Origin of the sequence: Mucilaginibacter psychrotolerans (assembly GCF_004519315.1) — a bacterium.
GTDB classification, from domain to species: Bacteria; Bacteroidota; Bacteroidia; order Sphingobacteriales; family Sphingobacteriaceae; genus Mucilaginibacter; species Mucilaginibacter psychrotolerans.
Window position 1 is genome coordinate 46,957 of the sequence record NZ_SOZE01000013.1, and the last position, 24,144, is coordinate 71,100.

Consider the following 24,144-nt stretch of genomic DNA (forward strand, 5'->3'; position numbering starts at 1 on the left):
AGTAGGTAACCGGATACAGCGGCGCGGGTTTTAAAATTTGTTAATTGGGTGGATATTATTTGGAATTTGCCTATATCTTAGTCCAGGTATAATTATTCAAATGCAACAGACCAACAATTTATATCATGTGAGCGAAGAAGCAGGCGCCAAATTATTTGCGCTGCGGCCACCGGCCTCATATCTCGAGGCAATTACCGGCGATGTGGTTTTTGCAATTAGCGATAAACTATTGCTTAACTACTTGCTGCCGCGCAATTGCCAACCGGTTACTTTTTATGCAGGCGAACAAACCACGCAGGCGGATAGGTGCAGGTTTATCGGCCCATCAAAAGCCACACTTGTAATAACTCCGTTTTGAAGCGGATTTGCCTTATTTGCCTTACTTGCTTTTCTGCAAGCAATGCGTTAACTAATTTAGTGGTTTAAAACAGTAGTAAAACTTTATGGCGTTAACGTTTAAAAATTATACGAAAGAACTACCCAAAGAACTATTACAGCTGGCCGAAAAAAATACGGTAAGGGAATGTGATGAAACCGAAGCAGGGCAGTTTGTTGCTTATGTTGATGAAGGCAATAACAGTTTTGATGTATCAATAACGATGTTGCCCGGTAACGAAATTGGCAAAAGCGATTGCGACTGCGGCACCAAGATTGCTTATTGCAGGCACAAAATAGCGCTGCTTAACCATATTGTTAAAGACCGAAAGCCAAAAAGTGCCCTAAAATTAAAGAAGAAAGAAAGTGCCACGGAAACTTTGATGAATGGTGTTGAATTTGCCATGCTGAAAGAATGGGTAACCGGCATCATCCGCAAAAACAAGGATATTGAGTTGGCTTTTGTTCAATACTTTTCGGCCAAAAACAAGGAGTACGAGCCCGAAGATGTTGTAAAGCTTGTTAGTAATGCTGTAAAGGCGGCAGGTTGCAACAAAAAGAACGTAGATGCCTCACAGGTGAAAAAATTAGTGGAACTGTGGGCGGAAGTGCTTAAGCCGATAGTTGACCATTATTACCTGGGCGTAATGGATGAGAATGCCTTTAAAAACCTGCATACCATGCTGCAGTGTTGCTACCAGTTTCAGTTTGGCATTAATACCACCAGCGTTAGGATAACAAAGTATTTGGAGGCGATTTTAAAAGATTCGGAAACGCCGATAAACAATTTGCAGAACGATGAGGCCTGGTACCGTGCTACCGGTTTTTTTATCAATAATCTTTTTGAAGGGAAAAATGAAGTAAGGATGTACTACCTGCTGCACCTTCAAGCCATTATAAACGCCGCCGGCACCGAAAAAAGGGGTAAGCTAATTGCCGCACTTGCTGGCCAGTATAAAAAAGTTAAACCCGATGCGTTGTTAAACGGCGACCATTACACTAAGGTTATTTTCGGCCTTGTTAACGATAATAACCTTTTCCCCGTATATTATGATATGTTTAAACCAATACATTTCGAAAACGGGTTTAACGAAAAACTAATTGCCCTTTTAATTGAGAATAACCATACAGAGCTTGCCGAAAAATATTGCAATCAACAAATAAAAGCCAATTATCGCGACGAATACAACGTAGCTTATTTTAAGCTGCTGAAACAAATTTATACCGCCAGTACCGACGAAGCCAATTTGGCTAATGTATTAACACAGCTTTTTCCTTATGATTTTAATTTCGATGACTACCTTTTTATTTTAGCCCGCTTACAACCCGATGAGCAAAAAAAATGGCGCACCAAAGTTTTAACAAAAGCAAGGAATACTTCTCACGGCCCCGACACCCGTGCATTAGAATTTTGTTTTAAATTGATGGAGCATGAGGGGAACTATAAAAAAATGATAGACTACATTGAGTCGAAAACACCGTACCGATTAATATTGCAGTATTTTGAGCCAATGGTTGCCGCAGATAAAGCGAAGCTATTAAACGCCTTAGTACGAAAATCTGACGACAGCTGGTTTTATAGCGAGATGCGACAAAAAGAGGCCGAAGATTTTGTACCCCAATTATTTGAGCTTGCCAAAAAATATTTCAGTACTGATTATCTAATGCTATTAATTAAAGAACAAGAAAAGAACAGGTATAGCAATAAATTAAACAACTTGCTTGCCTATGTAAAGAAGCAATTATTTACTTAAACGGTGGCCGCTTGTATTACCACACCATTATCGGGCATAACTATGAATAGCTTTCTTCCCCGCAAATGCCCGGTTGTGTTTGCCGTTTACACCCCAAAAACAATTCCCATCCAATCTTCAAGGCCCGCCCTGGCGCAAAACTTAACGTTTTGACAGTGATAAAGATACCCCTGCGCACCTGTACACCGGGCGTAAGGGCCTGTTTTCAGCACAAAATCAACCGGATTATGCTGCTTTAACACCCCTTTATTTTTTTTGAAAAATAATTTTGCACGGCTCTAAATTTTTGTAGATTTGCAATCCGTTTCAGAGAGGTCATTAACATCCCCGCCGCAAACGGAAAGGTTCTTTAAAATAAAAAAATAGCGCAATATTAATTGCCGCCGATTTTGGGAAAGCTAAATGTGAGTACTGCAAATTGGTAACAATTAAGCCTCCTTAGCTCAGCTGGTAGAGCGACTGACTTGTAATCAGTAGGTCATTGGTTCGATCCCGATAGGAGGCTCTGTTATTTCGGAGATGTGATGCTTAGCTTCCAATTGAGCATGGCAGATCCGAAATCAACAATGGGGGGATACCAGAGCGGTCAAATGGGGCGGACTGTAAATCCGCTGCTTCGGCTACGAAGGTTCGAATCCTTCTCCCCCCACTTTTTGAGTAGGCAGTTTGCAGTTCTCAGTTTGCAGTAGCACGCCGGAATAGTAAACTGCTTACTTAATAAAAAGTTTTTAGAATGCGTTTTCGGGTTTGCCAACTGTAAACCCGGAACTGCAAACTGAAATTGCGGAAGTAGCTCAGTTGGTAGAGCGATAGCCTTCCAAGCTATAGGTCGCGAGTTCGAACCTCGTCTTCCGCTCCAAAATAAGTGGGCAGTTGGCGGTTAGCAGTTGGCAAAAGCTATATCTACTGCAAACTGGCAACTGATAACTGCAAACTGAACATAAGCCGACGTAGCTCAGGGGTAGAGCACTTCCTTGGTAAGGAAGAGGTCATGGGTTCAAATCCCATTGTTGGCTCATTATATTAATAATAAGTATAATACGTTTTAAAGTATAAATTAACCTACAAACAAATATAAATCATGGCAAAAGAAAAATTTGACCGCAGTAAACCGCACTTAAACATCGGTACTATCGGTCACGTTGACCACGGCAAAACAACCCTTACTGCAGCTATCACTAAAGTATTAGCTGATGCAGGTTTATCAGAAGCTCGTTCATTTGATTCAATTGACTCAGCTCCTGAAGAAAAAGAGCGTGGTATAACAATCAACACTGCGCACGTTGAGTACTCAACTGCAAACCGTCACTACGCTCACGTTGACTGCCCAGGTCACGCGGATTATGTGAAAAACATGGTTACAGGTGCTGCTCAGATGGACGGTGCAATCATTGTTGTAGCTGCTACTGATGGTCCTATGCCACAAACTCGTGAGCACATCCTGTTGGCTCGCCAGGTAGGTGTACCTTCATTGGTTGTATTCATGAACAAAGTGGATATGGTTGATGATCCAGAATTGTTAGAATTAGTAGAAATGGAAATCCGCGAACTTTTATCGTTCTACGATTTCCCAGGTGATGATATCCCGGTTATCCAAGGCTCTGCCTTAGGTGGCTTGAATGGCGATCCACAATGGGTTGGCAAAATTATGGAGTTGATGGATGCTGTAGATAGCTACATCCCTATCCCTCCGCGTTTGACAGACCTTCCGTTCCTGATGCCTGTTGAAGACGTATTCTCGATCACTGGTCGTGGTACTGTTGCAACTGGTCGTATCGAGCGTGGTGTTATCAACTCTGGCGAGCAAGTAGACATCCTGGGTATGGGTGCCGAAAACTTAAAATCTACAGTTACAGGTGTGGAAATGTTCCGCAAGATCCTTGACCGTGGCGAAGCTGGTGACAACGTAGGTTTATTGTTACGTGGTATTGAGAAAACCGATATCCGTCGCGGTATGGTTATTTGCAAACCAGGTTCAGTAAAACCACACACAGATTTCAAAGCAGAAGTTTACGTATTATCAAAAGCTGAAGGTGGCCGTCACACGCCTTTCTTCAACAAATACCGTCCTCAGTTCTATTTCCGCACAACAGACGTAACAGGCGAAATAAGCCTGGCAGAAGGTGTAGAAATGGTTATGCCTGGCGATAACGTTACCATCACTGTAAAGTTGATCAACGCAATCGCAATGGAAAAAGGCTTACGTTTCGCTATCCGTGAAGGTGGCAGAACAGTAGGTGCCGGCCAGGTAACTGAAATTTTAAAATAATTTCTTACCCTTAAATGGGTAGCAAAACGGTTAATTTTTGTGTAAAGTACCGGAGCTTTCGCTTCGGTACTTTATTCACAATATAAGTAACATAGCAAATCTCTCTAAACAAGAGGTTTAATAATACACGGGAATAGTTCAACGGTAGAATAGAGGTCTCCAAAACCTTTGATCAGGGTTCGAATCCTTGTTCCCGTGCTTTAAGTATCAATAAATATGGCTGGCGTAGCTGAGTATATAAAAGAATCATACATCGAGTTGACCGAGAAAGTAACCTGGCCAACTTGGAGGGAGTTGCAAAACAGTGCCGTACTGGTGCTGGTTGCTGCTATTATTATAGCCATGGTTATTTTTGGTATGGACCAGATTATCGGGTACTTGCTAAAAACATTCTATACATCAGTAGCCTAAATTATATATTATAGATGAGCGATCAATTAAAGTGGTACGTAGTTAGGGCTATCAGCGGTAAAGAAAAAAAGGTAAAGCAATATATCGATGCCGAAGTAAATCGCTTAGGCATAACCCATCTTATACCGCAGGTACTGATCCCTACCGAGAAGTACTACCAAATGCGCGATGGAAAAAAGATTGCTAAAGAACGCAACTATTTTCCTGGATATGTCTTGATGGAAGCCGCGCTTGATGGCGAGTTGGAACACATCATCAAAAACATTAACAGTGTAATTGGTTTCCTTGGCGATAAAGCAGGCAATGCTATCCCACTTCGCCAGGCCGAAGTTAACCGTATTTTAGGCAAGGTTGACGAGATGACCGCACAGGGCGAAACCATGAACGTACCCTATTACGTTGGCGAAAACGTTAAGGTAATGGATGGTCCTTTTAACGGTTTCAGCGGTGTGATAGAAGAAGTGAACGAGGAAAAGAAGAAACTGAAAGTAATGGTAAAGATATTCGGGCGCCGTACGCCGCTTGAATTGAATTACATGCAGGTAGAGAAAGAATAGTTTGGTGGGTGGTGAATGGTTGATTAGAGAATAGTTGCCGAAACCGAAACCAAATAGATAAAATATTACACACACGAGTGTTGAACCGGACAATGAGTTAACCACTCACCAATCTCAACTCACCACTCACAAAATCTTAAATGTTACTTAGCTTCCACTTACTAACATTGAGTTATAATTAAATCAAAGTAAAATGGCAAAAGAAGTCGGTGCGATGGTAAAGCTTCAGGTAAAGGGCGGCGCTGCAAACCCATCTCCACCAATTGGCCCAGCATTGGGTGCAAAAGGTGTGAACATTATGGAGTTTTGCAAGCAGTTCAACGCACGTACCCAGGATAAAGCTGGGAAAGTGTTACCGGTGCTTATTACTGTTTATGTCGACAAGTCTTTCGAATTTATCATCAAAACCCCTCCGGTAGCTATACAGCTTTTAGAAGCAACAGGCTTAAAGAGTGGTTCGGCAGAGCCCAACCGTAAAAAAGTTGCCAATGTAAATTGGGAACAGGTTGAAACAATCGCCAAAGATAAAATGGTCGACTTGAATGCATTTACAGTAGAATCAGCCATGAAAATGGTGGCAGGTACTGCCCGCAGTATGGGAATCACCGTATCAGGTACGGCTCCCTGGAACTAAATGATTTTGAGTGTCGGATGTTCGATTTCGGATTTATAATCTCAAATCTCACATCTAATATCTCAAGTCTAAATTATTAATTAATACAAATCAGTTTAAGACAGTGGCTAGATTAACAAAAAATCAAAAAGCGGCACTATCCAAAATTGAGGCGAACAAATCGTACTCATTAGAAGCAGCATCAGCTTTGGTAAAGGAATTAACCTTAACCAAGTTCGATTCGTCTGTTGATATCGATGTGCGTTTAGGTGTAGATCCGCGTAAAGCCAATCAAATGGTGCGTGGTATCGCAACTTTACCTCATGGAACCGGTAAAACTGTACGTGTATTAGTTCTTTGTACTCCTGATAAGGAACAAGAAGCTAAAGACGCAGGTGCAGATTACGTAGGTTTGGATGAATATATTGCCAAGATTGAAGGCGGATGGACTGATGTTGATATTATCATAACTATGCCTAGCGTTATGGCTAAAGTTGGTCGTTTGGGTCGTATCCTCGGTCCGCGTAACTTAATGCCTAACCCTAAATCGGGTACAGTAACACCAGAAGTTGGTAAAGCTGTAACCGAGGTAAAAGCTGGTAAGATCGATTTCAAGGTTGATAAAACAGGTATCATCCATACCTCGATAGGAAAAGCGTCTTTCCCTGCCGATAAAATTTACGAGAATGCATTAGAAGTATTGCAAACCATCTCTAAATTAAAACCATCAGCAGCAAAAGGAACATATTTTAAGAGCATTCACATCTCTTCAACAATGTCGCCGGGTATAACAGTTGAAACTAAATCAGTAACGGGAATTTAATCATGAATAAAGAAGAAAAATACGACCTTGTCGTTGCTCTAAGCGAGCAGATGAAAGAGTATGGTAATTTCTATATTACTGATACGTCTGATCTTACAGTTGCAAAAGTTAACAATATCCGTCGCCAGTGCTTCGAGGCAGATATCACCATGAAGGTAGCAAAAAACAGCTTGATCAAAAAAGCTATGGAAGCTAACGGTGGTGATTTCAGCTCGATATACGATGTATTGAAAGGTTCATCATCTATCTTTTTCTCAAAATCAGCAACTGCCCCGGCAAAGTTGATTAAACAATTGCGGAAAAAAGGCGAAAAACCAATTCTTAAAGCAGCGTACATAGATTCAGCAGTATTTATTGGTGATAGCCAGTTGGATACTTTAACCAAGCTGAAATCGAAAGAGCAGTTGATAGGCGAGATTGTAGGTTTACTGCAATCACCAGCCAAAAACGTTATTTCTGCACTACAATCAGGCGGAAATACTATTGCGGGCCTCGTGAAAACATTACAAGAAAGAGGTTAACGAACGCCTCAGTAAAAGTTCGAAATAAACAAAAAGCATTAAAGTAAAAAATTAAAATAAAATGGCGGATTTAAAAGCGTTTGCTGAACAGTTGGTAAACTTAACAGTAAAAGAAGTAAACGAATTAGCTCAGATCTTGAAAGATGAGTATGGCATTGAGCCTGCTGCTGCTGCTGTTGCAGTTGCTGCTGCTCCTGCAGGTGGCGATGATGCTCCTGCTGCTGAAGCAGTACAAACTGCGTTTGACGTTATCCTGAAAGAAGCAGGTGGCGCTAAATTAGCAGTTGTTAAATTAGTAAAAGACCTTACAGGCCTTGGCTTGAAAGAAGCTAAAGATTTAGTTGACGGCGCACCTAAAGAGGTAAAAACCGGCGTAACTAAAGAAGAAGCTGAATCTCTGAAAAAACAATTAGAGGAAGCCGGAGCTGTAGTTGAGGTTAAATAATTTAGCCCACACCAAATAGCATCAGACTCCGACCTTTTTGGTCGGGGTCTATTGCTGTTTAAAGGGATTTGAGATGTGAGATATGGGATATGAAATCTCGCATTTATTTAAAAGTGTTTTTTCATTTTGTCTCAAATCCTGATATAAAATCCCATATCTAATACAGGTTTAATAAACTAAAATTATAATACCTTGGCAAACAATAATAACCAAAGAGTAAACTTTGCAACCAGCAGAAAGGTACTTGATTACCCGGATTTCCTGGATGTACAGTTACAGTCTTTCCAGGAATTTTTTCAATTGGAAACCACGTCAGACAACCGCTACAAAGAAGGGTTGTTTAAAGTATTTGCCGAAAACTTTCCAATATCAGATTCAAGGAACATCTTCGTTTTGGAGTTTCTTGATTACTTTATTGATCCGCCACGTTACGATATACGCGAGTGTATTGAGCGCGGTTTAACTTACAGTGTGCCATTAAAAGCAAAACTTCGCTTATCATGTAACGATGCCGAGCACGAAGATTTTGAAACGATTGTACAGGACGTTTATTTGGGTACCATCCCTTATATGACACCTAAGGGTACCTTCGTTATCAATGGCGCCGAGCGTGTAATTGTATCTCAGTTACACCGTTCACCAGGTGTGTTCTTCGGCCAAAGCCGTCACACCAACGGTACAAAATTATACTCGGCCCGTGTTATTCCTTTCAAAGGATCGTGGATTGAGTTTGCTACAGACGTTAACAACGTGATGTATGCCTACATTGACCGTAAAAAGAAATTCCCGGTTACAACGCTGCTTCGCGCCATAGGTTACGATTCTGATAAAGATATATTAGAATTGTTTGAACTGGCCGACGAGGTGAAAGTAAGCAAAAGCGGCTTGAAGAAATTCATTGGCCGTAAGCTTGCTGCAAGGGTGCTTAAAAAATGGGTAGAAGATTTCGTGGATGAGGATACCGGTGAAGTGGTATCTATCGACCGTAACGAGATTATCCTTGAGCGCGAAACCGTTTTGGAAGACGACCATATTGATATGATCATCGATGCTGGTGTTAAAACTATCATCCTGAACAAGGAAGATGCTGCCACCAGCGGTGACTATACTATTATATATAATACCTTACAAAAAGATACTTCGAACTCGGAGAAAGAAGCGGTGGAGCACATCTATCGCCAATTGCGTAACGCCGAACCACCTGATGAGGAAACTGCACGTGGTATCATCGATCGCTTGTTCTTCTCTGATAAAAGATATGACCTGGGCGATGTGGGCCGTTACCGCATCAACCGTAAATTAAAGCTGAACACCTCTGACGAAACTAAGGTGTTAACTAAGCAGGATATCATTGCGATTGTTAAGTACCTGATCAAATTAATCAACTCAAAAGCCGAGGTGGATGATATTGATCACTTGAGCAACCGTCGTGTTCGTACCGTTGGCGAGCAGCTTTATGCACAATTTGGTGTTGGTTTGGCACGTATGGCACGTACTATACGTGAGCGTATGAACATTCGTGATAACGAGGTGTTCACACCAACCGACCTGATCAACGCACGTACACTTTCATCGGTAATCAACTCGTTCTTCGGAACAAACCAGTTATCGCAGTTTATGGACCAAACCAACCCACTGGCAGAGATCACGCACAAGCGTCGTCTGTCAGCCCTTGGGCCCGGCGGTCTGTCACGTGAACGTGCCGGTTTCGAGGTTCGTGACGTACACTACACCCACTACGGTAGGTTGTGTACCATCGAAACTCCGGAAGGCCCTAACATCGGTTTGATTTCATCACTTTGCGTACACGCTAAGATCAACAACTTAGGCTTTATAGAAACTCCGTACAAACGAGTGGTTGAAGGTAAAGTACAGGTTAACGAGCCGGTTATCTATTTATCTGCAGAAGATGAAGACGGTAAAACCATAGGCCAGGCTAATGCGCATTATGACGACAATGGTGTATTTGCTTTACCAAAAGTAAAAGCACGTTTCGAGGGTGACTTCCCGATCATCGAGCCGGAAAGATTGGATTTGATGGACATTGCGCCAAACCAGATCACATCTATCGCAGCATCGCTGATTCCATTTTTGGAGCATGATGATGCTAACCGTGCCCTGATGGGTTCGAACATGCAACGCCAGGCCGTACCATTGTTGCGCCCCGAAGCGCCGATAGTAGGTACAGGTTTGGAAGGCCGTGTGGCAAAAGACTCTCGTACCCTTATCAACGCCGAAGGCGATGGCGTGGTTGAGTATGTTGATGCTAACGAAATAAAAATTAAATACGACCGCGACGAAATGGATCGTTTGATCTCTTTCGAAGGCGATACGAAGAGCTATATCTTAACCAAGTTCAAAAAGACCAACCAAAGCACCACCATCAACCTTAAACCAATCGTTAAGAAAGGCCAAAGGGTTACAAAAGGCGAAGTGCTTTGCGAAGGCTACGCTACGCAAAATGGCGAGCTTGCATTGGGCCGTAACCTTAAAGTGGCATTCATGCCTTGGCAGGGTTACAACTTTGAGGATGCGATTGTAATATCTGAGCGCGTTGTGTCTCAGGATATCTTTACATCATTGCACGTTGAAGAGTTTGAGCTTGAAGTACGCGATACCAAACGTGGTGAAGAAGAGTTGACACCGGATATCCCTAACGTTTCTGAAGAAGCTACTAAGGATCTGGATGAAGACGGTATCATCCGCGTTGGCGCCGAGGTTAAAGAAGGCGACATCCTGATTGGTAAGATTACCCCTAAAGGCGAATCTGACCCTTCACCGGAAGAAAAATTGCTTCGTGCCATATTTGGTGATAAAGCAGGCGACGTTAAGGATGCATCGTTAAAAACTCCGCCATCAATTGCTGGTGTGGTTATCGATACCAAATTGTTCAGCCGTGCTAAAAAGACAACTAAAGCCGAAGAGAAAGCGCAGATTGAAAAGCTTGACGTTAAACACGATAGAGCTGTAAAAGAGCTGAAGAATACGTTGATAGACAAGTTGTTCGAGATTGTTAACGGTAAAACTTCGCAAGGTGTTTATAACGTTTACAAAGAGCTGTATGTAGCTAAGGGCGTTAAATTCACCCAAAAGATACTTACCGAGTTGCACTACGAGAACATCAACCCTACCAAGTGGACCACTGATGATGATAAGAACGAGCAGATTAAAACTTTGCTGCACAATTATAACATCAAGGTAAACGAAGAGCTTGGTGCTTACCGTCGCGATAAATTCGCGATCAGCGTGGGCGACGAGTTACCATCGGGCATCGTACAGATGGCTAAGGTTTACATTGCCAAGAAACGTAAGCTTAAAGTGGGCGATAAAATGGCGGGCCGCCACGGTAACAAGGGTATCGTGGCACGTATTGTACGTGACGAGGATATGCCTTTCTTAGAAGACGGCACACCGGTTGATATTGTGTTGAACCCACTGGGTGTACCATCACGTATGAACTTGGGCCAGATTTACGAAACCGTATTAGGCTGGGCCGGTAAAGAACTGGGCGTTAAATTTGCTACGCCAATTTTCGATGGTGCAAGCCATACCGAAGTGGAAGAATGGGTTGCAAAAGCAGGCTTGCCTGAATCTGGCCGTACTTACCTGTACAATGGCTTAACCGGCGACCGTTTCGATCAGCAGACTACTGTAGGTATTATCTACATGCTTAAACTGGGTCACATGGTTGATGATAAGATGCACGCACGTTCTATCGGGCCGTACTCGCTTATCACACAACAGCCATTGGGTGGTAAAGCACAGTTTGGTGGTCAACGTTTTGGTGAGATGGAGGTTTGGGCACTCGAGGCATTCGGTGCATCTAACATCCTGCAGGAAATATTAACCGTTAAATCGGATGATGTTATCGGCCGTGCTAAAACCTACGAAGCTATTGTTAAAGGTGAAAACCTGCCAACACCTTCAGTTCCGGAATCATTCAACGTATTGGTTCATGAATTAAGAGGTTTAGGTTTGGATATCACGTTGGAATAAAGTTAAAAGAGTTAAAGAGGTTGTAAAGGTTAAAGAAGTTAAAGCTTCTAACTTTTACAACCCTTTCTAACCTTTCCAACTTTTATAACAACTCTTCAACAACATTAAAAACAAAGGAGACTATGTCTTACAAAAAGGATAATAAAATCAAAAGTAATTTCACCACAATTACAATCAGCTTAGCTTCTCCGGAATCTATACTGGAGCGTTCTAGCGGTGAAGTTTTAAAACCGGAAACCATCAACTACAGGACTTACAAGCCTGAGCGCGATGGTTTGTTCTGCGAGCGTATATTCGGTCCGGTAAAAGATTACGAATGCCATTGCGGTAAATACAAACGTATCCGTTACAAAGGTATCGTTTGCGACCGTTGCGGTGTTGAAGTAACCGAAAAGAAGGTACGTCGCGAGCGTATGGGCCACATCAATTTAGTGGTGCCTGTTGCACATATCTGGTACTTCCGCTCGTTGCCAAACAAAATTGGCTACCTGTTGGGCTTACCAACCAAACGCCTTGATTTAATCATTTACTACGAACGTTATGTAGTAATACAGCCGGGTATTAAAGAATCTGACGGTATATCCCGCATGGATTTCCTGACAGAAGAAGAATACCTGGATATATTGGATACCTTACCAAAGGAAAACCAATACCTGGACGACAAAGATCCGCAGAAATTTGTAGCCAAGATGGGTGCCGAAGCATTAGAAGACCTGCTGAAACGCCTTGATCTTGACCAGTTATCATACAATCTGCGCCACCAGGCCGCAAACGAAACTTCTCAGCAACGTAAAAACGAAGCTTTGAAACGTTTGCAGGTAGTTGAAGCTTTCCGCGATGCAAAAACCAGGATTGAAAACAACCCTGAGTGGATGATCGTGAAGATCGTTCCGGTTATTCCGCCAGAATTGCGCCCATTGGTACCACTGGAAGGTGGCCGTTTTGCAACTTCGGATTTGAATGATCTTTACCGCCGCGTAATTATCCGTAACAACCGTTTAAAACGTTTGATTGAGATAAAAGCACCGGAAGTAATTTTACGTAACGAGAAACGTATGCTGCAGGAAGCTGTGGATTCGTTGTTTGATAACTCACGTAAGGTTAACGCAGTAAAAACGGAAGGTAACCGTGCATTGAAATCTCTTTCAGATATCCTGAAAGGTAAACAAGGCCGTTTCCGCCAGAACTTATTGGGTAAACGTGTGGATTACTCGGCTCGTTCGGTAATTGTTGTAGGTCCTAACTTGAAACTGCACGAGTGCGGTTTGCCAAAAGATATGGCTGCTGAGTTATTCAAACCGTTTATCATCCGCAAGATGATTGAGCGTGGTGTGGTTAAAACAGTAAAATCTGCAAAGAAAATAGTTGACCGTAAAGACCCATTAGTTTGGGATATTTTGGAAAACGTATTAAAAGGCCACCCTGTATTACTAAACCGTGCGCCTACGCTGCACAGGTTGGGTATCCAGGCCTTCCAGCCAAAATTGGTTGAGGGCAAGGCTATACAATTGCACCCACTTACCTGTACCGCTTTCAACGCGGATTTTGACGGTGACCAGATGGCTGTGCACGTACCACTAGGTAACGCAGCAATTTTGGAAGCCCAGGTATTGATGCTTGCATCGCACAACATCTTAAACCCTGCCAACGGTACCCCAATTACAGTACCTTCTCAGGACATGGTGCTTGGTTTGTACTACATAACCAAAGGCCGTAAAACAGATGAAGGACGCGTTGTAAAAGGACAAGGTTTAACTTTCTATTCTGCCGAAGAGGTAATTATCGCTTACAACGAAAGAAAGATTGACCTGCACGCCTTTATCAAGGTTAAAGGAAAAATTAAAGAACGCGATGGTAGCATCGTTTCTAAAATAATTGATACCACTGTAGGCCGCGTGTTGTTTAACCAGCATGTGCCTGAGGAAGTTGGTTATATAAACGAACTATTGACCAAGAAATCACTTCGTGATATTATTGGCGAGGTTGTTAAAAACACTGGTATGGCCCGCGCTGCACAGTTCTTGGATGATATCAAAGAATTAGGCTTTAAGATGGCATTCCAGGGTGGTTTATCATTTAACCTGAAAGATATCAACATCCCTGAAGAAAAGGTTACTTTGATTGCCCAGGCTTCTAAAGAAGTGGAAGATGTTATGGGTAACTATAACATGGGTTTCATTACCAACAACGAGCGTTACAACCAAATCATCGATATCTGGACACGTATCAACAACCGCTTAACTGCGAATGTGATGAACATCTTGTCATCAGATAACCAGGGTTTCAACTCTGTTTACATGATGCTTGACTCTGGTGCACGTGGTTCTAAAGAGCAGATTCGTCAGCTTGCAGGTATGCGTGGTTTGATGGCGAAACCTCAAAAATCAGGTTCGGGGGGTGAGATTATCGAAAACCCGATCTTGTCGAACTTTAAAGAAGGCTTGTCGGTATTAGAGTACTTTATCTCTACCCACGGTGCGCGTAAAGGTTTGGCGGATACGGCGTTGAAAACAGCGGATGCTGGTTACTTAACCCGTAGGTTGCATGATGTTGCGCAAGACATGATTGTGGGTATGGTTGATTGCGGTACCTTAAGGGGTATCTATACAACAGCCTTGAAAGATAACGAGGATATTGTTGAGCCATTATACGATCGTATTTTGGGCCGTACAACGCTTCACGATGTGCATGACCCAATCACCAACGAATTGATCGTTTCTGCAGGGCATGACATTACTGAAGAAATAGCCAAGAAAATAGAGAACTCTCCGTTGGAAGGTATCGAAATACGTTCGGTACTGACTTGCGAAAGCCGCAGAGGTGTTTGTACCTTATGCTACGGCCGTAACCTTGCAAGCGGTAAACGTGTGCAAAAAGGTGAGGCAGTGGGTGTAATTGCAGCGCAGTCGATTGGTGAGCCGGGTACACAGTTAACCCTGCGTACATTCCACGTGGGTGGTACCGCATCAAACATCGCGGCAGAATCACAAATCAACGCGAAGTTCGAAGGTGTAATCGAATTCGAAAACGTACGTACCGTTACTTACAAAACCGACGAAGAGAACGTTGATGTAGTATTGGGCCGTTCTGGCGAGTTCCGCATCATTGAGCCAGGTACCAACAAGATCATTGTTACCAATAACATTCCATACGGTTCATACCTGTATGTGAAAGATGGTGCAAAAATTGCCAAAGGCGACCGTATCTGTTCATGGGATCCGTACAATGCGGTTATCATATCAGAGTTTGCAGGTATCACCACTTTCGAGGCGGTATTAGAAGGTATCACCTTCCGCGAAGAAAGCGATGAGCAAACCGGTCACCGCGAGAAAGTTATTATCGATACCAGGGATAAAACCAAAAACCCTGTTATCCAGATAGCTGATAGCAAAGGCAACATCATTAAAGGATACAACATCCCGGTAGGTGCCCACATTTCTGTTGAAGAAGGTGAGAAACTGCAAACCGGACAAGTTATCGCTAAGATTCCTCGTTCAACCGGTAAAACGCGAGATATTACAGGTGGTTTACCACGTGTAACCGAGCTGTTCGAAGCACGTAACCCATCTAATCCTGCGGTAGTAACTGAGATTGATGGTGTGGTAACTTTAGGTGGCGTGAAACGTGGTAACCGCGAAATCACCATCGAAAGTAAAGACGGACAGGTTAAGAAATACCTGGTACCATTGTCTAAACACATCCTGGTACAGGATAATGACTTTGTTAAAGCTGGTATGCCATTGTCTGATGGTTCTATCTCTCCTGCAGATATCCTTGCCATAAAAGGCCCAGCGGCTGTGCAGGAGTACCTGGTTAACGGTATACAAGAGGTTTACCGCTTACAGGGTGTGAAAATCAATGATAAGCACTTCGAAGTTATTGTTCACCAGATGATGCAGAAAGTTGCTATTGAAGATGCAGGTGATACCCGTTTCCTTGAAAGGGAAGCAGTTGACAGCTGGGATTTCATGGTAGAGAACGACGAGATGTTTGATAAGAAAGTGGTTACCGATGCAGGTGATTCAACTAACTTAAAAGTGGGTCAAATCGTATCTTTAAGGAAACTACGCGACGAAAACTCTATCCTGAAACGTAAGGATGCGCGATTAGTTGAGGTAAGGGATGCCATAGCGGCAACTTCGAGCCCGATGCTGCAAGGTATCACCAGGGCATCGTTAGGTACCAAATCGTTCATCTCAGCAGCATCGTTCCAGGAAACCACCAAGGTACTGAACGAGGCAGCCATAGCAGGTAAAAAAGACAACATGCTAGGCCTGAAAGAAAACGTTATCGTTGGTCACTTAATTCCATCGGGTACAGGCTTGCGCGAATACGAAAATATCCGTGTAGGTTCTCAGGAGGAATTTGATCGCCTGATGGCTTCAAAAACAGAAGAAGTAGAAGCTTAATCATACAACATCGGAACGATCCGATAAATAAGGCCCCGGCAACTTTAGGTTATCGGGGCCTTTGTATTTTATGCGGTATGCAGCAGGTGAACTAATGGTCAGTTTGTTTTGGGTAGCGCTACTTTGTTTCTTCGTCGAAGGAAAGGGATACGGTCTTTAAACAATGACAGAGGGCGCTCGATGTAGGCATAGGACAAGGCTGCAATTGCAATACTCGTCCCAAAACGCAAAAAGGTGATGAGCAGCAGGTTGGGAATATCGTGCGGTAACCTGAACCGCTCGAGCACTAAAAAAATGGGGAAATGGTAAATATAAGTGCCGTATGATCGTTTGCCCAACCAGCTGAATACCTTGTTTGATAATAAAGGGTGATCTGGTGAGGCTATAGCCGTCAATACTGTGGTGGCGCATAGCAGGTTGGTGAAAACAAATCCACCGTTATTCCAGGTTTCATTTTGAGATGATAGCGTAAACAGGATTACCATAAACAGGCTAAAGCAGACAAATAAAATAAGCGCGCTTTTGTTTGACAGGGTATCCGGAAGTTCAGCACCGGGTCGGGAGGTTACAATGGCTATTAATGCGCCGATCAGTATGGCATCCATCCGGCAAATAGTGAACGTATAGGGATCGATATTGAAGATACCAAAAACCAGTTGCTCCCTGTACTGAAAAACACAAATCCGCAGGATCGTGATCAATGCGATAGCTGTTAATAAAATAATGATACGGTTGCGCGCGGACGCTTTCAAAAGAAAAAAAGACAGTAGCAGCGGCCAGATAAAATAGAAATGTTCTTCTACAGACAAGGACCACAAATGGAGCATGTTGCCGTTCACATTGCTTGCCACCATATTGGTATAATAAAAAAGTGCAGCCAGGGTGGCCTGTTCACGGTTGCTGCCTGCAAAGTCAAACAAAGTGTATGGCCACAAAATGTTTGCTAAAACAACGCAAATAAGCAAGGGTGGAATAAGTCTTAATGATCTCCGCCAGTAAAATTTTGGAAAAGATATTTTGTTGGTTTGGAGAAACTCTGCCTGTAAGATAGAAGTAATTAGGTACCCGCTGATCACAAAAAATAGGTCGACCCCAACCCACCCGCCCCTGAAGTAACCATACCCGCCATGGAGTATCATAACGATAAGGGTGGCGAATGCCCTCAACCCATTAAAACTGGGGATATAATGCAAATGGGCTTTAGTACAAGCTTTATCCATGAATTAACGTTTTGGATTAACCGGTTAAAATATAAGGGAATAGGTTGTGCACACTACTGTAAATAATACTACTGGTTGTTTACAGCGAAATATTTATTAAATTTACTCGTAAATATAATAAAAGCTTCTGTAAATAGACTAGCTTTATTAGATTAGCACAATGGAAGAACAAAACGAAACCCAGATAAACATTGAGCTTTCTGAGGAGGTTGCAGAGGGCATATATGCTAACCTCGCCATCATTACCCATTCCAGTTCGGAGTTCGTGCTCGACTTCATCCGTGTAATGCCGGGCGTACCAAAAGCAAAAGTGAAATCAAGGATCATTCTGACCCCGGAGCATGCCAAAAGGCTTTTAACGGCGCTGGAAGATAACGTAGAAAAGTTTGAAGCTGTAAATGGTCGCATCAAAATAGGCAACGACACCACAAATGGCGGCGGCTTCCCTATGACCTTTGGCGGGCCGATAGGGCAGGCGTAGGTTTACAAGTCCATGGTACATGGTCGATAGTCCATGGTATTGCGGATTTAATTTCTTTACTATGGTCTATGGACCATAGACTATTAACTAAAAATGAATAAAGATTCAAGGATATATATAGCCGGCCACCGCGGTATGGTGGGATCTGCCATACATCGGAAGCTTGAGAAAGAGGGTTATACAAACTTTATATTACGTAGCTCCGGCGAGTTGGACCTGCGCGACCAGCAAAAGGTGACCGCTTTTTTTGCCGAAACCAAACCCGATTACGTGTTTTTGGCAGCCGCAAAAGTTGGCGGTATTGTGGCCAATAACACCTACCGGGCTGATTTTTTGTACGAGAACCTGCAGATACAAAACAACGTTATCCATAACGCTTACTTAAGCGGCGTGAAGAAGCTGATGTTTCTCGGGTCGAGTTGCATTTATCCGAAAATGGCCCCACAGCCGTTGAAGGAAGATTACCTGTTAACCGGTACCTTAGAGCCTACCAACGAGCCATACGCTATTGCCAAAATAGCCGGCATAAAAATGTGCGATGCTTACCGTGCCCAATACGGCTGCAACTTTATATCGGTAATGCCTACCAACATGTACGGCTATAACGATAACTATCATCCCCAAAATTCCCACGTGCTGCCTGCTATGATACGCCGGTTCCATGAGGCTAAGGAACAAGGGTTGCCTACGGTTACTATTTGGGGTACCGGCTCGCCACTACGTGAGTTTTTATTCGCTGATGATTTGGCCGAAGCATGCTACTACCTGATGCAGAATTACGACGAACCGGGCTTAGTTAACATCGGCAGTGGCACAGAAATCAGTATTAAAGAATTGGCGCTGCTGATAAAAAAGGTTGTCGGTTTTGAAGGCAATATCGATTTTGATACAAGCAAACCCGACGGCACACCACGTAAGCTAATGGATGTGACCAAACTGGCCGAAAAAGGCTGGACGTATTCTACCAAACTTGAAGACGGTATACGCCTGGCTTACGAGGACTTTTTGGTTAAACACGTAGAGCGTTAGAACAATATTTTTTAAGAATACATAAGCAAAGCATTAACATAAACAAATACAAATGAGTAAGACTATCATCTTCGGCGCTTCGGGCCAGTTAGGGCAATGCTTTAAAAAGCTGGCAACAGACAGAAATCTTGATTTTTTTATTTTTCCGGATGAAACCGAAGCCAATATTTTGGATATTGAAGGCTTAGGGAAACTGTTTGCTAAATATAAGCCAGCCTATGCAGTTAATTGTGCTGCTTACACGGCTGTTGATAAGGCAGAAGACGAAACCGACCTTGCCGAAAAGATAAACATGACCGGCGTAGAGAACATAGCCAAACTCTGCGGAGAGCACGGTACCACCCTGATACAGGTTTCTACCGATTTTGTATTCAAGGGTGATTTATCTTCGCCGCTTAATGAGGAGGATGAAACATTGCCTATAAGCGTGTACGGGCAAACCAAGCTGGATGGTGAAAAGGTTATCCCGCCACTTTTAAAAGAATTTTTCATCGTACGCACGGCCTGGCTTTATTCGGAATTTGCAAACAACTACGTTAAAACCATGCTAAGGCTTGGTGCCGAGCGCCCCGAGCTGAAGATCATAGCCGATCAGGCCGGTACGCCAACATACGCCATAGATTTGGCAGCGTGTATTATCACCATCATTCAATCGGGTAGCACTGCTTATGGTATTTACCATTACAGCAACGAGGGCATCGCATCGTGGTATGATTTCTCTAAAGCGATATTCGATATTTCGGGAACGGACGTAAAGGTTATACCTATCCCAACCTCAGATTACCCTACAAAGGCAACCAGGCCCCCGTATTCGGTAATGGATAAAACCAAAATAAAGCGAACATTCGGCATCGAAATTCCGTATTGGAGAGATAGCCTGAAAGTTTGTATCAGCAAAATAAAATAATAAAACTAAACACTTCATCACATGAAAGGTATCATTTTAGCAGGCGGATCTGGCACCAGGCTTTATCCCATAACCAAGGCCATAAGTAAGCAACTCATGCCTATTTATGATAAGCCAATGATCTACTATCCGTTATCAGTGTTGATGCTGGCCGGCATTAGCGAAATACTCATCATTACAACCGCCGAAGATAATCCCGGCTTTGTGCGTTTATTGGGTACAGGCGAAGAGTTGGGTTGCAAATTCCAGTATGCTATACAGGAAACGCCAAACGGCCTCGCGCAAGCCTTCGTAATTGGTGCGGATTTTATAGGCACAGATAAAGTTGCTCTGGTATTGGGGGACAATATCTTCTATGGGTCTGGTTTCAGCAAGTTAATACAGAGCTTTAACGATGTTGATGGCGCAGCCATATTTGCCTATCCTGTTGCCGACCCGGAACGTTACGGCGTAGTAGAATTCGATTCGGAGTTCCGTGCGCTATCTATCGAAGAAAAGCCGGTAAAACCGAAATCTAAGTATGCGGTTCCGGGCTTGTATTTTTATGACAACAGTGTTGTTGAGATAGCCAAAAATATTGCCCCATCCCCACGCGGCGAATACGAGATTACCGATGTAAACCGTGTGTACCTGGAGCAGGGTAACCTGAAAGTTGGTGTAATGGACCGCGGCACCGCCTGGTTGGATACAGGGACTTTCGATTCGTTAAGCGATGCTACCGAATTTGTACGTGTGATAGAAAAACGCCAGTCGCGCAAGATAGGATGCATCGAAGAAGTTGCATACGCAATGGGCTTTATAGGTGAAGAGCAACTAAAAGTGTTAGTGCAGAAATACATCAAAAGCGGCTACGGTGCGTATTTGCAGAGTTTGTTAGACTAATAGCTAACCAATCGTCATGTTGAACTTGTTTCAATACCCCATCATAAAAGTTGCCACGATGCTTAGCTGTTTTGCAAGTTGGCTACTTGTCCAATGGGGTGCTGAAATAAATTCAGCATGACGTGTTTTTTTTATGATTGAAGCTTCTCGGCAATAACCTTTAGCATTGTCTCTGTTAGATTTTCTTCTTTGGCATCTACCCAAACAATATCTTTATCTTTCCTGAACCAGGTCATTTGCCGTTTGGCAAACCGGCGGGTGTTTTGTTTGATTTGCGCAATCGAATCTGACCAATCGGTATCCCCATCGAGGTAATCGAATATTTCGCTGTAGCCAACGGTGTTCAGCGCGTTTAAATGCCGGTAGGGCAATAAGGCTTCCACTTCCTCAACCAAACCATCTGCCACCATCATATCAACCCGCCTGTTAATTCTGTCGTACAACACTTCTCGTGGCATATCCAACCCCAACTTAATAATATTAAAAGTGCGCTTATTGGTTTTTGCTGTGCGATAGGAGGAGAAAGGCTGCCCCGAGCTTTCGTAAACCTCCAAAGCCCGTATTACGCGCTGTGGGTTACTGATGTCGACTTCGTTGTAATACACCGGGTCCACCAGTTTTAACCGCTCCTGTAGTACTTCGATGCCTTTTTCGGCCAGCTCGTAGTTTAGGCTGTCGCGGATGGTCGCATCGGCTACAGGCAAATCGTCGAAACCCTCGCAAATAGCTTTAATGTACAAGCCCGAGCCTCCCGCCAGTATCACCACCGGGTGGTCCTGGAATAGTTGCTCCAGCAGTGCAAGCCCCTCACGCTCGAAATCGCCAACGGAAAAACGCTCTGTAATGGAATGTGAATTGATAAAATAGTGAGGCGCCGCCGCCAGTTCTTCGGCTGTTGGTTTAGCCGTACCGATGCTCATCTCCCTAAAAAACTGTCTCGAATCGGCAGATACTACCGCAGTATTGAAATGCTGCGCCAATTGGATAGCCGCCGCCGTTTTACCAGATGCTGTGGGGCCTGCAATTACGATGAGGGTGGGGGAGATGGTGCTCATGATTTAGTTGAGAAAATATCGAACACCGAACGCTGAATAATGAATTTAGAAGGAGAAGAATGATGAATATTGTACTTCGAAATTCGGGGTTCAAAATTCATCATTCGATATTCAATAAGTGTTAGTAATCGTCGCCGCGTCCCGGCTTGTCGTCGTCGTCGAAGCCTTCGTCATCGCCGAAGCCGAATTCATCTTCTTCCTCGTCGTCTTTTTTCTCTTCTTCGGGGTCGTCTATACCGGTATCGGTCACTTCAGAAAAATCTTCGGCATCTTCCGGGTTGTACAGCATCTCGTTCAGAAAATCCAGGTCTTCATTAGGCGTAGCTGCTGCCGCGGCGTCTGCGGTAGAGTTGAATACATTGCCAAACTGTTTTGGCGCTTCGCCAACACTGCGCACAACCAATGGATAGGTTGCGCCTGGCGTGTCGTTTAGTATAATCTGCTTCAATTCCACATGGAAATCGAAGGGGCGGTCGAAATTGAAGGTGTAGTAAAATTTTTGGTGCGGATCGTCGATATAGCTGCTTAGCTTTATCTTATCCATCAACGGTATCTTACGGTCAATCCTTTTTTGGTTGGGGAGGTAGGTGATCTCTTCGCCCTTCATCCACTGATCGTTACTGATATAGAAAGACGAAGGATATTCAGCGTTGTACCCGGTTGATTGGTGTATAGCGCGGTGTAAATCCTCAAACGTTTGGTTCGATTTTACGTCGATGTCCCTGCTTATATCATCGTAATCCTCAAAAGTAACCCTGAACCTGTATAATGCCATTTCTAGTAATTTTAGTCAAAAATAATAATGTTTTAAATCAATTTGTGCTTTCTACAACTTTCAAGCCAATTTCTGCACCTTTTTGGATGGTAAAATTCAATGCCGCCTCTCTATTGTTGGGTATTTCTCCCTCCAGTATGGCTTCGCGTATCTTATTCTTGATAATGCCCACTTCGCGCCCCTCTCCAATGCCAAAAAGCTGCATAATATCCAGCCCGGTTACCGGTGGCTGCCAGTTTCGGATGTTATCGCGCTCCTCAACATCTTTCAGTTTCTGCAAAACCAGCTCAAAATTGTTACGATACTTTTTAACCTTGTACTCGTTTTTGGTAGTTACGTCTGCTTTACATAACAGCATCAGTGCCTCAATGTCTTCCCCGGCTTCGAATAACAATCTACGGACGGCAGAATCAGTAACAATGGATTGGGATAGTACGATAGGCCTCAAATGCAACTGCACCAGTTTCTGCACGAATTTCATTTTTTCGTTCAGCGGGAGTTTCAGTTGCGCAAATATCTTGGGCACCATGCGCGCGCCTTTGTCCTCATGGCCGTGAAAGGTCCAGCCGTGGGCAGGCTCAAAGCGTTTGGTAGGCGGCTTGGCAATATCATGCAATATGGCAGCCCAGCGCAGCCAAAGGTCGTCGGTAGTTTCGCAAATATTATCCAGTACCTGCAGGGTGTGGTAAAAGTTATCTTTATGCCCCTTGCCGTTGATGATCTCTACGCCATAAAGCGCCACCATCTGCGGGAAGATGATATGCAGCAAACCCGTATCGAACAAATAGTTGAAACCGATGGATGGCTTTGCCGATAGGATGATTTTATTCAGTTCGTCGGTTATGCGCTCCTGCGATACTATTTTGATGCGGTGCAGGTTGCTTTTGATAGCGGCAATAGCCTCATCGTCTATCCGGAAGTTGAGTTGTGATGCAAAACGGATGGCGCGCATCATGCGCAACGGGTCGTCTGAAAAAGTTTCTACGGGATTTAGCGGCGTGCGGATAAGCTTCCGTTCTATATCGGCTATGCCGCCAAAGGGGTCTACCAGTAGGCCGTAGTTTTCTTTGTTTAAAGTTATGGCCAGCGCGTTTATGGTGAAATCGCGGCGTTTCTGGTCGTCTTCTAAGGTGCCGTTCTCTACAATGGGCTTGCGCGATTCAGACCGATAGCTTTCCTTACGTGCTCCCACAAACTCCACCTCTACATCCTGGTAGCGAAGCATAGCTGTACCAAAGTTTTTAAATACCGATACTTTAACATTTAGTTTTGCAGCGACTGCTTCGGCAAAGGCAATGCCGTTACCTATCACTACCACATCGATATCTTTTGAAGGGCGGTTAAGGAAAATATCGCGTACGTACCCGCCAATGGCGTAGGCCTGCACATCATGCGCCGCAGCAATGCTGGAGATAACACTAAATACCGGATGTTGCAGGTGTTGTTTCATAAAAATACAAAGGCTGTATAATAAGCCCGGTTCAAAATAATCAAATTAAATCCCCTCCGTGTTCTTTGTGTTCCTCTCTTCGTGTTCTTTGTGGTAAAAATTAACCACAAAGGGCACAAAGATTTTGCACAAAGTTCACAAAGATGTGCGGGGTGAAATTTTAATTTGTTGC

19 protein-coding genes and 5 tRNA genes are annotated in these 24,144 nt (G+C 43.6%); 20 read left to right on the forward strand and 4 right to left on the reverse strand.

Translation table 11 applies throughout. The annotated features are described in order from the left end of the window. Positions 1-100: 100 nt before the first annotated feature. The 16 genes from E2R66_RS13940 to rpoC all read left to right on the forward strand — a co-directional run bounded on the left by E2R66_RS13940 (position 101) and on the right by rpoC (position 16,173). A complete protein-coding gene (locus E2R66_RS13940) occupies positions 101-358 on the forward strand; it encodes a DUF6886 family protein (protein WP_133231739.1) in 258 nt (85 codons plus the stop codon). An 85-nt stretch (positions 359-443) separates the two neighbouring features. After that, a complete protein-coding gene (locus tag E2R66_RS13945; protein WP_133231741.1) occupies positions 444-2,129 on the forward strand; it encodes a hypothetical protein in 1,686 nt (561 codons plus the stop codon). Positions 2,130-2,561: 432 nt separating this feature from the next. After that, a tRNA-Thr gene (locus E2R66_RS13950) sits at positions 2,562-2,634 on the forward strand. A 63-nt stretch (positions 2,635-2,697) separates the two neighbouring features. Next, positions 2,698-2,778, forward strand: a tRNA-Tyr gene (locus E2R66_RS13955). Positions 2,779-2,912: 134 nt separating this feature from the next. Further along, positions 2,913-2,988, forward strand: a tRNA-Gly gene (locus E2R66_RS13960). An 85-nt stretch (positions 2,989-3,073) separates the two neighbouring features. After that, a tRNA-Thr gene (locus E2R66_RS13965) sits at positions 3,074-3,145 on the forward strand. Between the two features lie 65 nt (positions 3,146-3,210). Then, positions 3,211-4,398 (forward strand): elongation factor Tu, encoded by a 1,188-nt coding sequence (gene tuf, locus E2R66_RS13970; protein WP_133231743.1) that lies wholly within the window; start codon positions 3,211-3,213, stop codon positions 4,396-4,398. Positions 4,399-4,525: 127 nt separating this feature from the next. Continuing rightward, positions 4,526-4,596, forward strand: a tRNA-Trp gene (locus E2R66_RS13975). A gap of 18 nt (positions 4,597-4,614) precedes the next feature. Then, entirely contained in the window at positions 4,615-4,809 is a 195-nt protein-coding gene (secE, locus tag E2R66_RS13980) for a preprotein translocase subunit SecE (protein WP_133231745.1), read from the forward strand. A gap of 14 nt (positions 4,810-4,823) precedes the next feature. Beyond that, on the forward strand, positions 4,824-5,366 hold the full coding sequence (gene nusG / locus E2R66_RS13985; protein ID WP_133231747.1) for a transcription termination/antitermination protein NusG: 543 nt from the start codon (positions 4,824-4,826) through the stop codon (positions 5,364-5,366). A 193-nt stretch (positions 5,367-5,559) separates the two neighbouring features. Next, positions 5,560-6,000, forward strand: a complete 441-nt coding sequence (rplK, locus tag E2R66_RS13990; RefSeq protein ID WP_128531932.1) for a 50S ribosomal protein L11 — start codon at positions 5,560-5,562, stop codon at positions 5,998-6,000. A gap of 103 nt (positions 6,001-6,103) precedes the next feature. Continuing rightward, a complete protein-coding gene (gene rplA, locus E2R66_RS13995) occupies positions 6,104-6,802 on the forward strand; it encodes a 50S ribosomal protein L1 (protein WP_133231749.1) in 699 nt (232 codons plus the stop codon). A 2-nt stretch (positions 6,803-6,804) separates the two neighbouring features. Next, entirely contained in the window at positions 6,805-7,323 is a 519-nt protein-coding gene (gene rplJ / locus E2R66_RS14000; protein WP_133231751.1) for a 50S ribosomal protein L10, read from the forward strand. A gap of 61 nt (positions 7,324-7,384) precedes the next feature. Further along, positions 7,385-7,768, forward strand: a complete 384-nt coding sequence (gene rplL / locus E2R66_RS14005; protein WP_073405423.1) for a 50S ribosomal protein L7/L12 — start codon at positions 7,385-7,387, stop codon at positions 7,766-7,768. A gap of 192 nt (positions 7,769-7,960) precedes the next feature. Then, positions 7,961-11,764: a DNA-directed RNA polymerase subunit beta gene (gene rpoB, locus E2R66_RS14010; RefSeq protein ID WP_133231753.1), complete on the forward strand. Its 3,804-nt coding sequence runs from the start codon at positions 7,961-7,963 to the stop codon at positions 11,762-11,764. A gap of 122 nt (positions 11,765-11,886) precedes the next feature. Next, a complete protein-coding gene (rpoC, locus tag E2R66_RS14015) occupies positions 11,887-16,173 on the forward strand; it encodes a DNA-directed RNA polymerase subunit beta' (RefSeq protein ID WP_133231755.1) in 4,287 nt (1,428 codons plus the stop codon). Positions 16,174-16,271: 98 nt separating this feature from the next. Here the strand turns inward: rpoC and E2R66_RS14020 are convergent, their stop codons facing one another. Continuing rightward, positions 16,272-17,393: an acyltransferase family protein gene (locus E2R66_RS14020; RefSeq protein ID WP_133231757.1), complete on the reverse strand. Its 1,122-nt coding sequence runs from the start codon at positions 17,391-17,393 to the stop codon at positions 16,272-16,274. 160 nt (positions 17,394-17,553) lie between these two features. Here E2R66_RS14020 and E2R66_RS14025 point away from each other — a divergent pair, with 160 nt between their 5' ends. The 4 genes from E2R66_RS14025 (at position 17,554) to rfbA (ending at position 20,692) form a co-directional block, all read left to right on the forward strand. Continuing rightward, the gene (locus E2R66_RS14025; protein WP_133231759.1) at positions 17,554-17,874 is read left to right on the forward strand and encodes a DUF3467 domain-containing protein; all 321 of its coding nucleotides are present in this window, start codon (positions 17,554-17,556) and stop codon (positions 17,872-17,874) included. Between the two features lie 93 nt (positions 17,875-17,967). Next, positions 17,968-18,903, forward strand: coding sequence for a GDP-L-fucose synthase family protein (locus E2R66_RS14030; RefSeq protein WP_133231761.1), 936 nt, complete (start codon positions 17,968-17,970; stop codon positions 18,901-18,903). A gap of 52 nt (positions 18,904-18,955) precedes the next feature. Next, complete coding sequence (rfbD, locus tag E2R66_RS14035; protein ID WP_133231763.1) at positions 18,956-19,810, forward strand: dTDP-4-dehydrorhamnose reductase; 855 nt, start codon at positions 18,956-18,958, stop codon at positions 19,808-19,810. A gap of 21 nt (positions 19,811-19,831) precedes the next feature. Continuing rightward, entirely contained in the window at positions 19,832-20,692 is an 861-nt protein-coding gene (rfbA, locus tag E2R66_RS14040) for a glucose-1-phosphate thymidylyltransferase RfbA (protein ID WP_133231765.1), read from the forward strand. Between the two features lie 131 nt (positions 20,693-20,823). Here the strand turns inward: rfbA and miaA are convergent, their stop codons facing one another. The 3 genes from miaA to E2R66_RS14055 form a co-directional block, all read right to left on the reverse strand. Next, the gene (gene miaA, locus E2R66_RS14045; protein WP_133231767.1) at positions 20,824-21,747 is read right to left on the reverse strand and encodes a tRNA (adenosine(37)-N6)-dimethylallyltransferase MiaA; all 924 of its coding nucleotides are present in this window, start codon (positions 21,745-21,747) and stop codon (positions 20,824-20,826) included. 121 nt (positions 21,748-21,868) lie between these two features. Continuing rightward, positions 21,869-22,522, reverse strand: a complete 654-nt coding sequence (locus tag E2R66_RS14050) for an IS1096 element passenger TnpR family protein (protein WP_133231769.1) — start codon at positions 22,520-22,522, stop codon at positions 21,869-21,871. Between the two features lie 37 nt (positions 22,523-22,559). Continuing rightward, a complete protein-coding gene (locus E2R66_RS14055; protein WP_133231771.1) occupies positions 22,560-23,972 on the reverse strand; it encodes a CCA tRNA nucleotidyltransferase in 1,413 nt (470 codons plus the stop codon). Between the last annotated feature and the right edge of the window lie 172 nt (positions 23,973-24,144).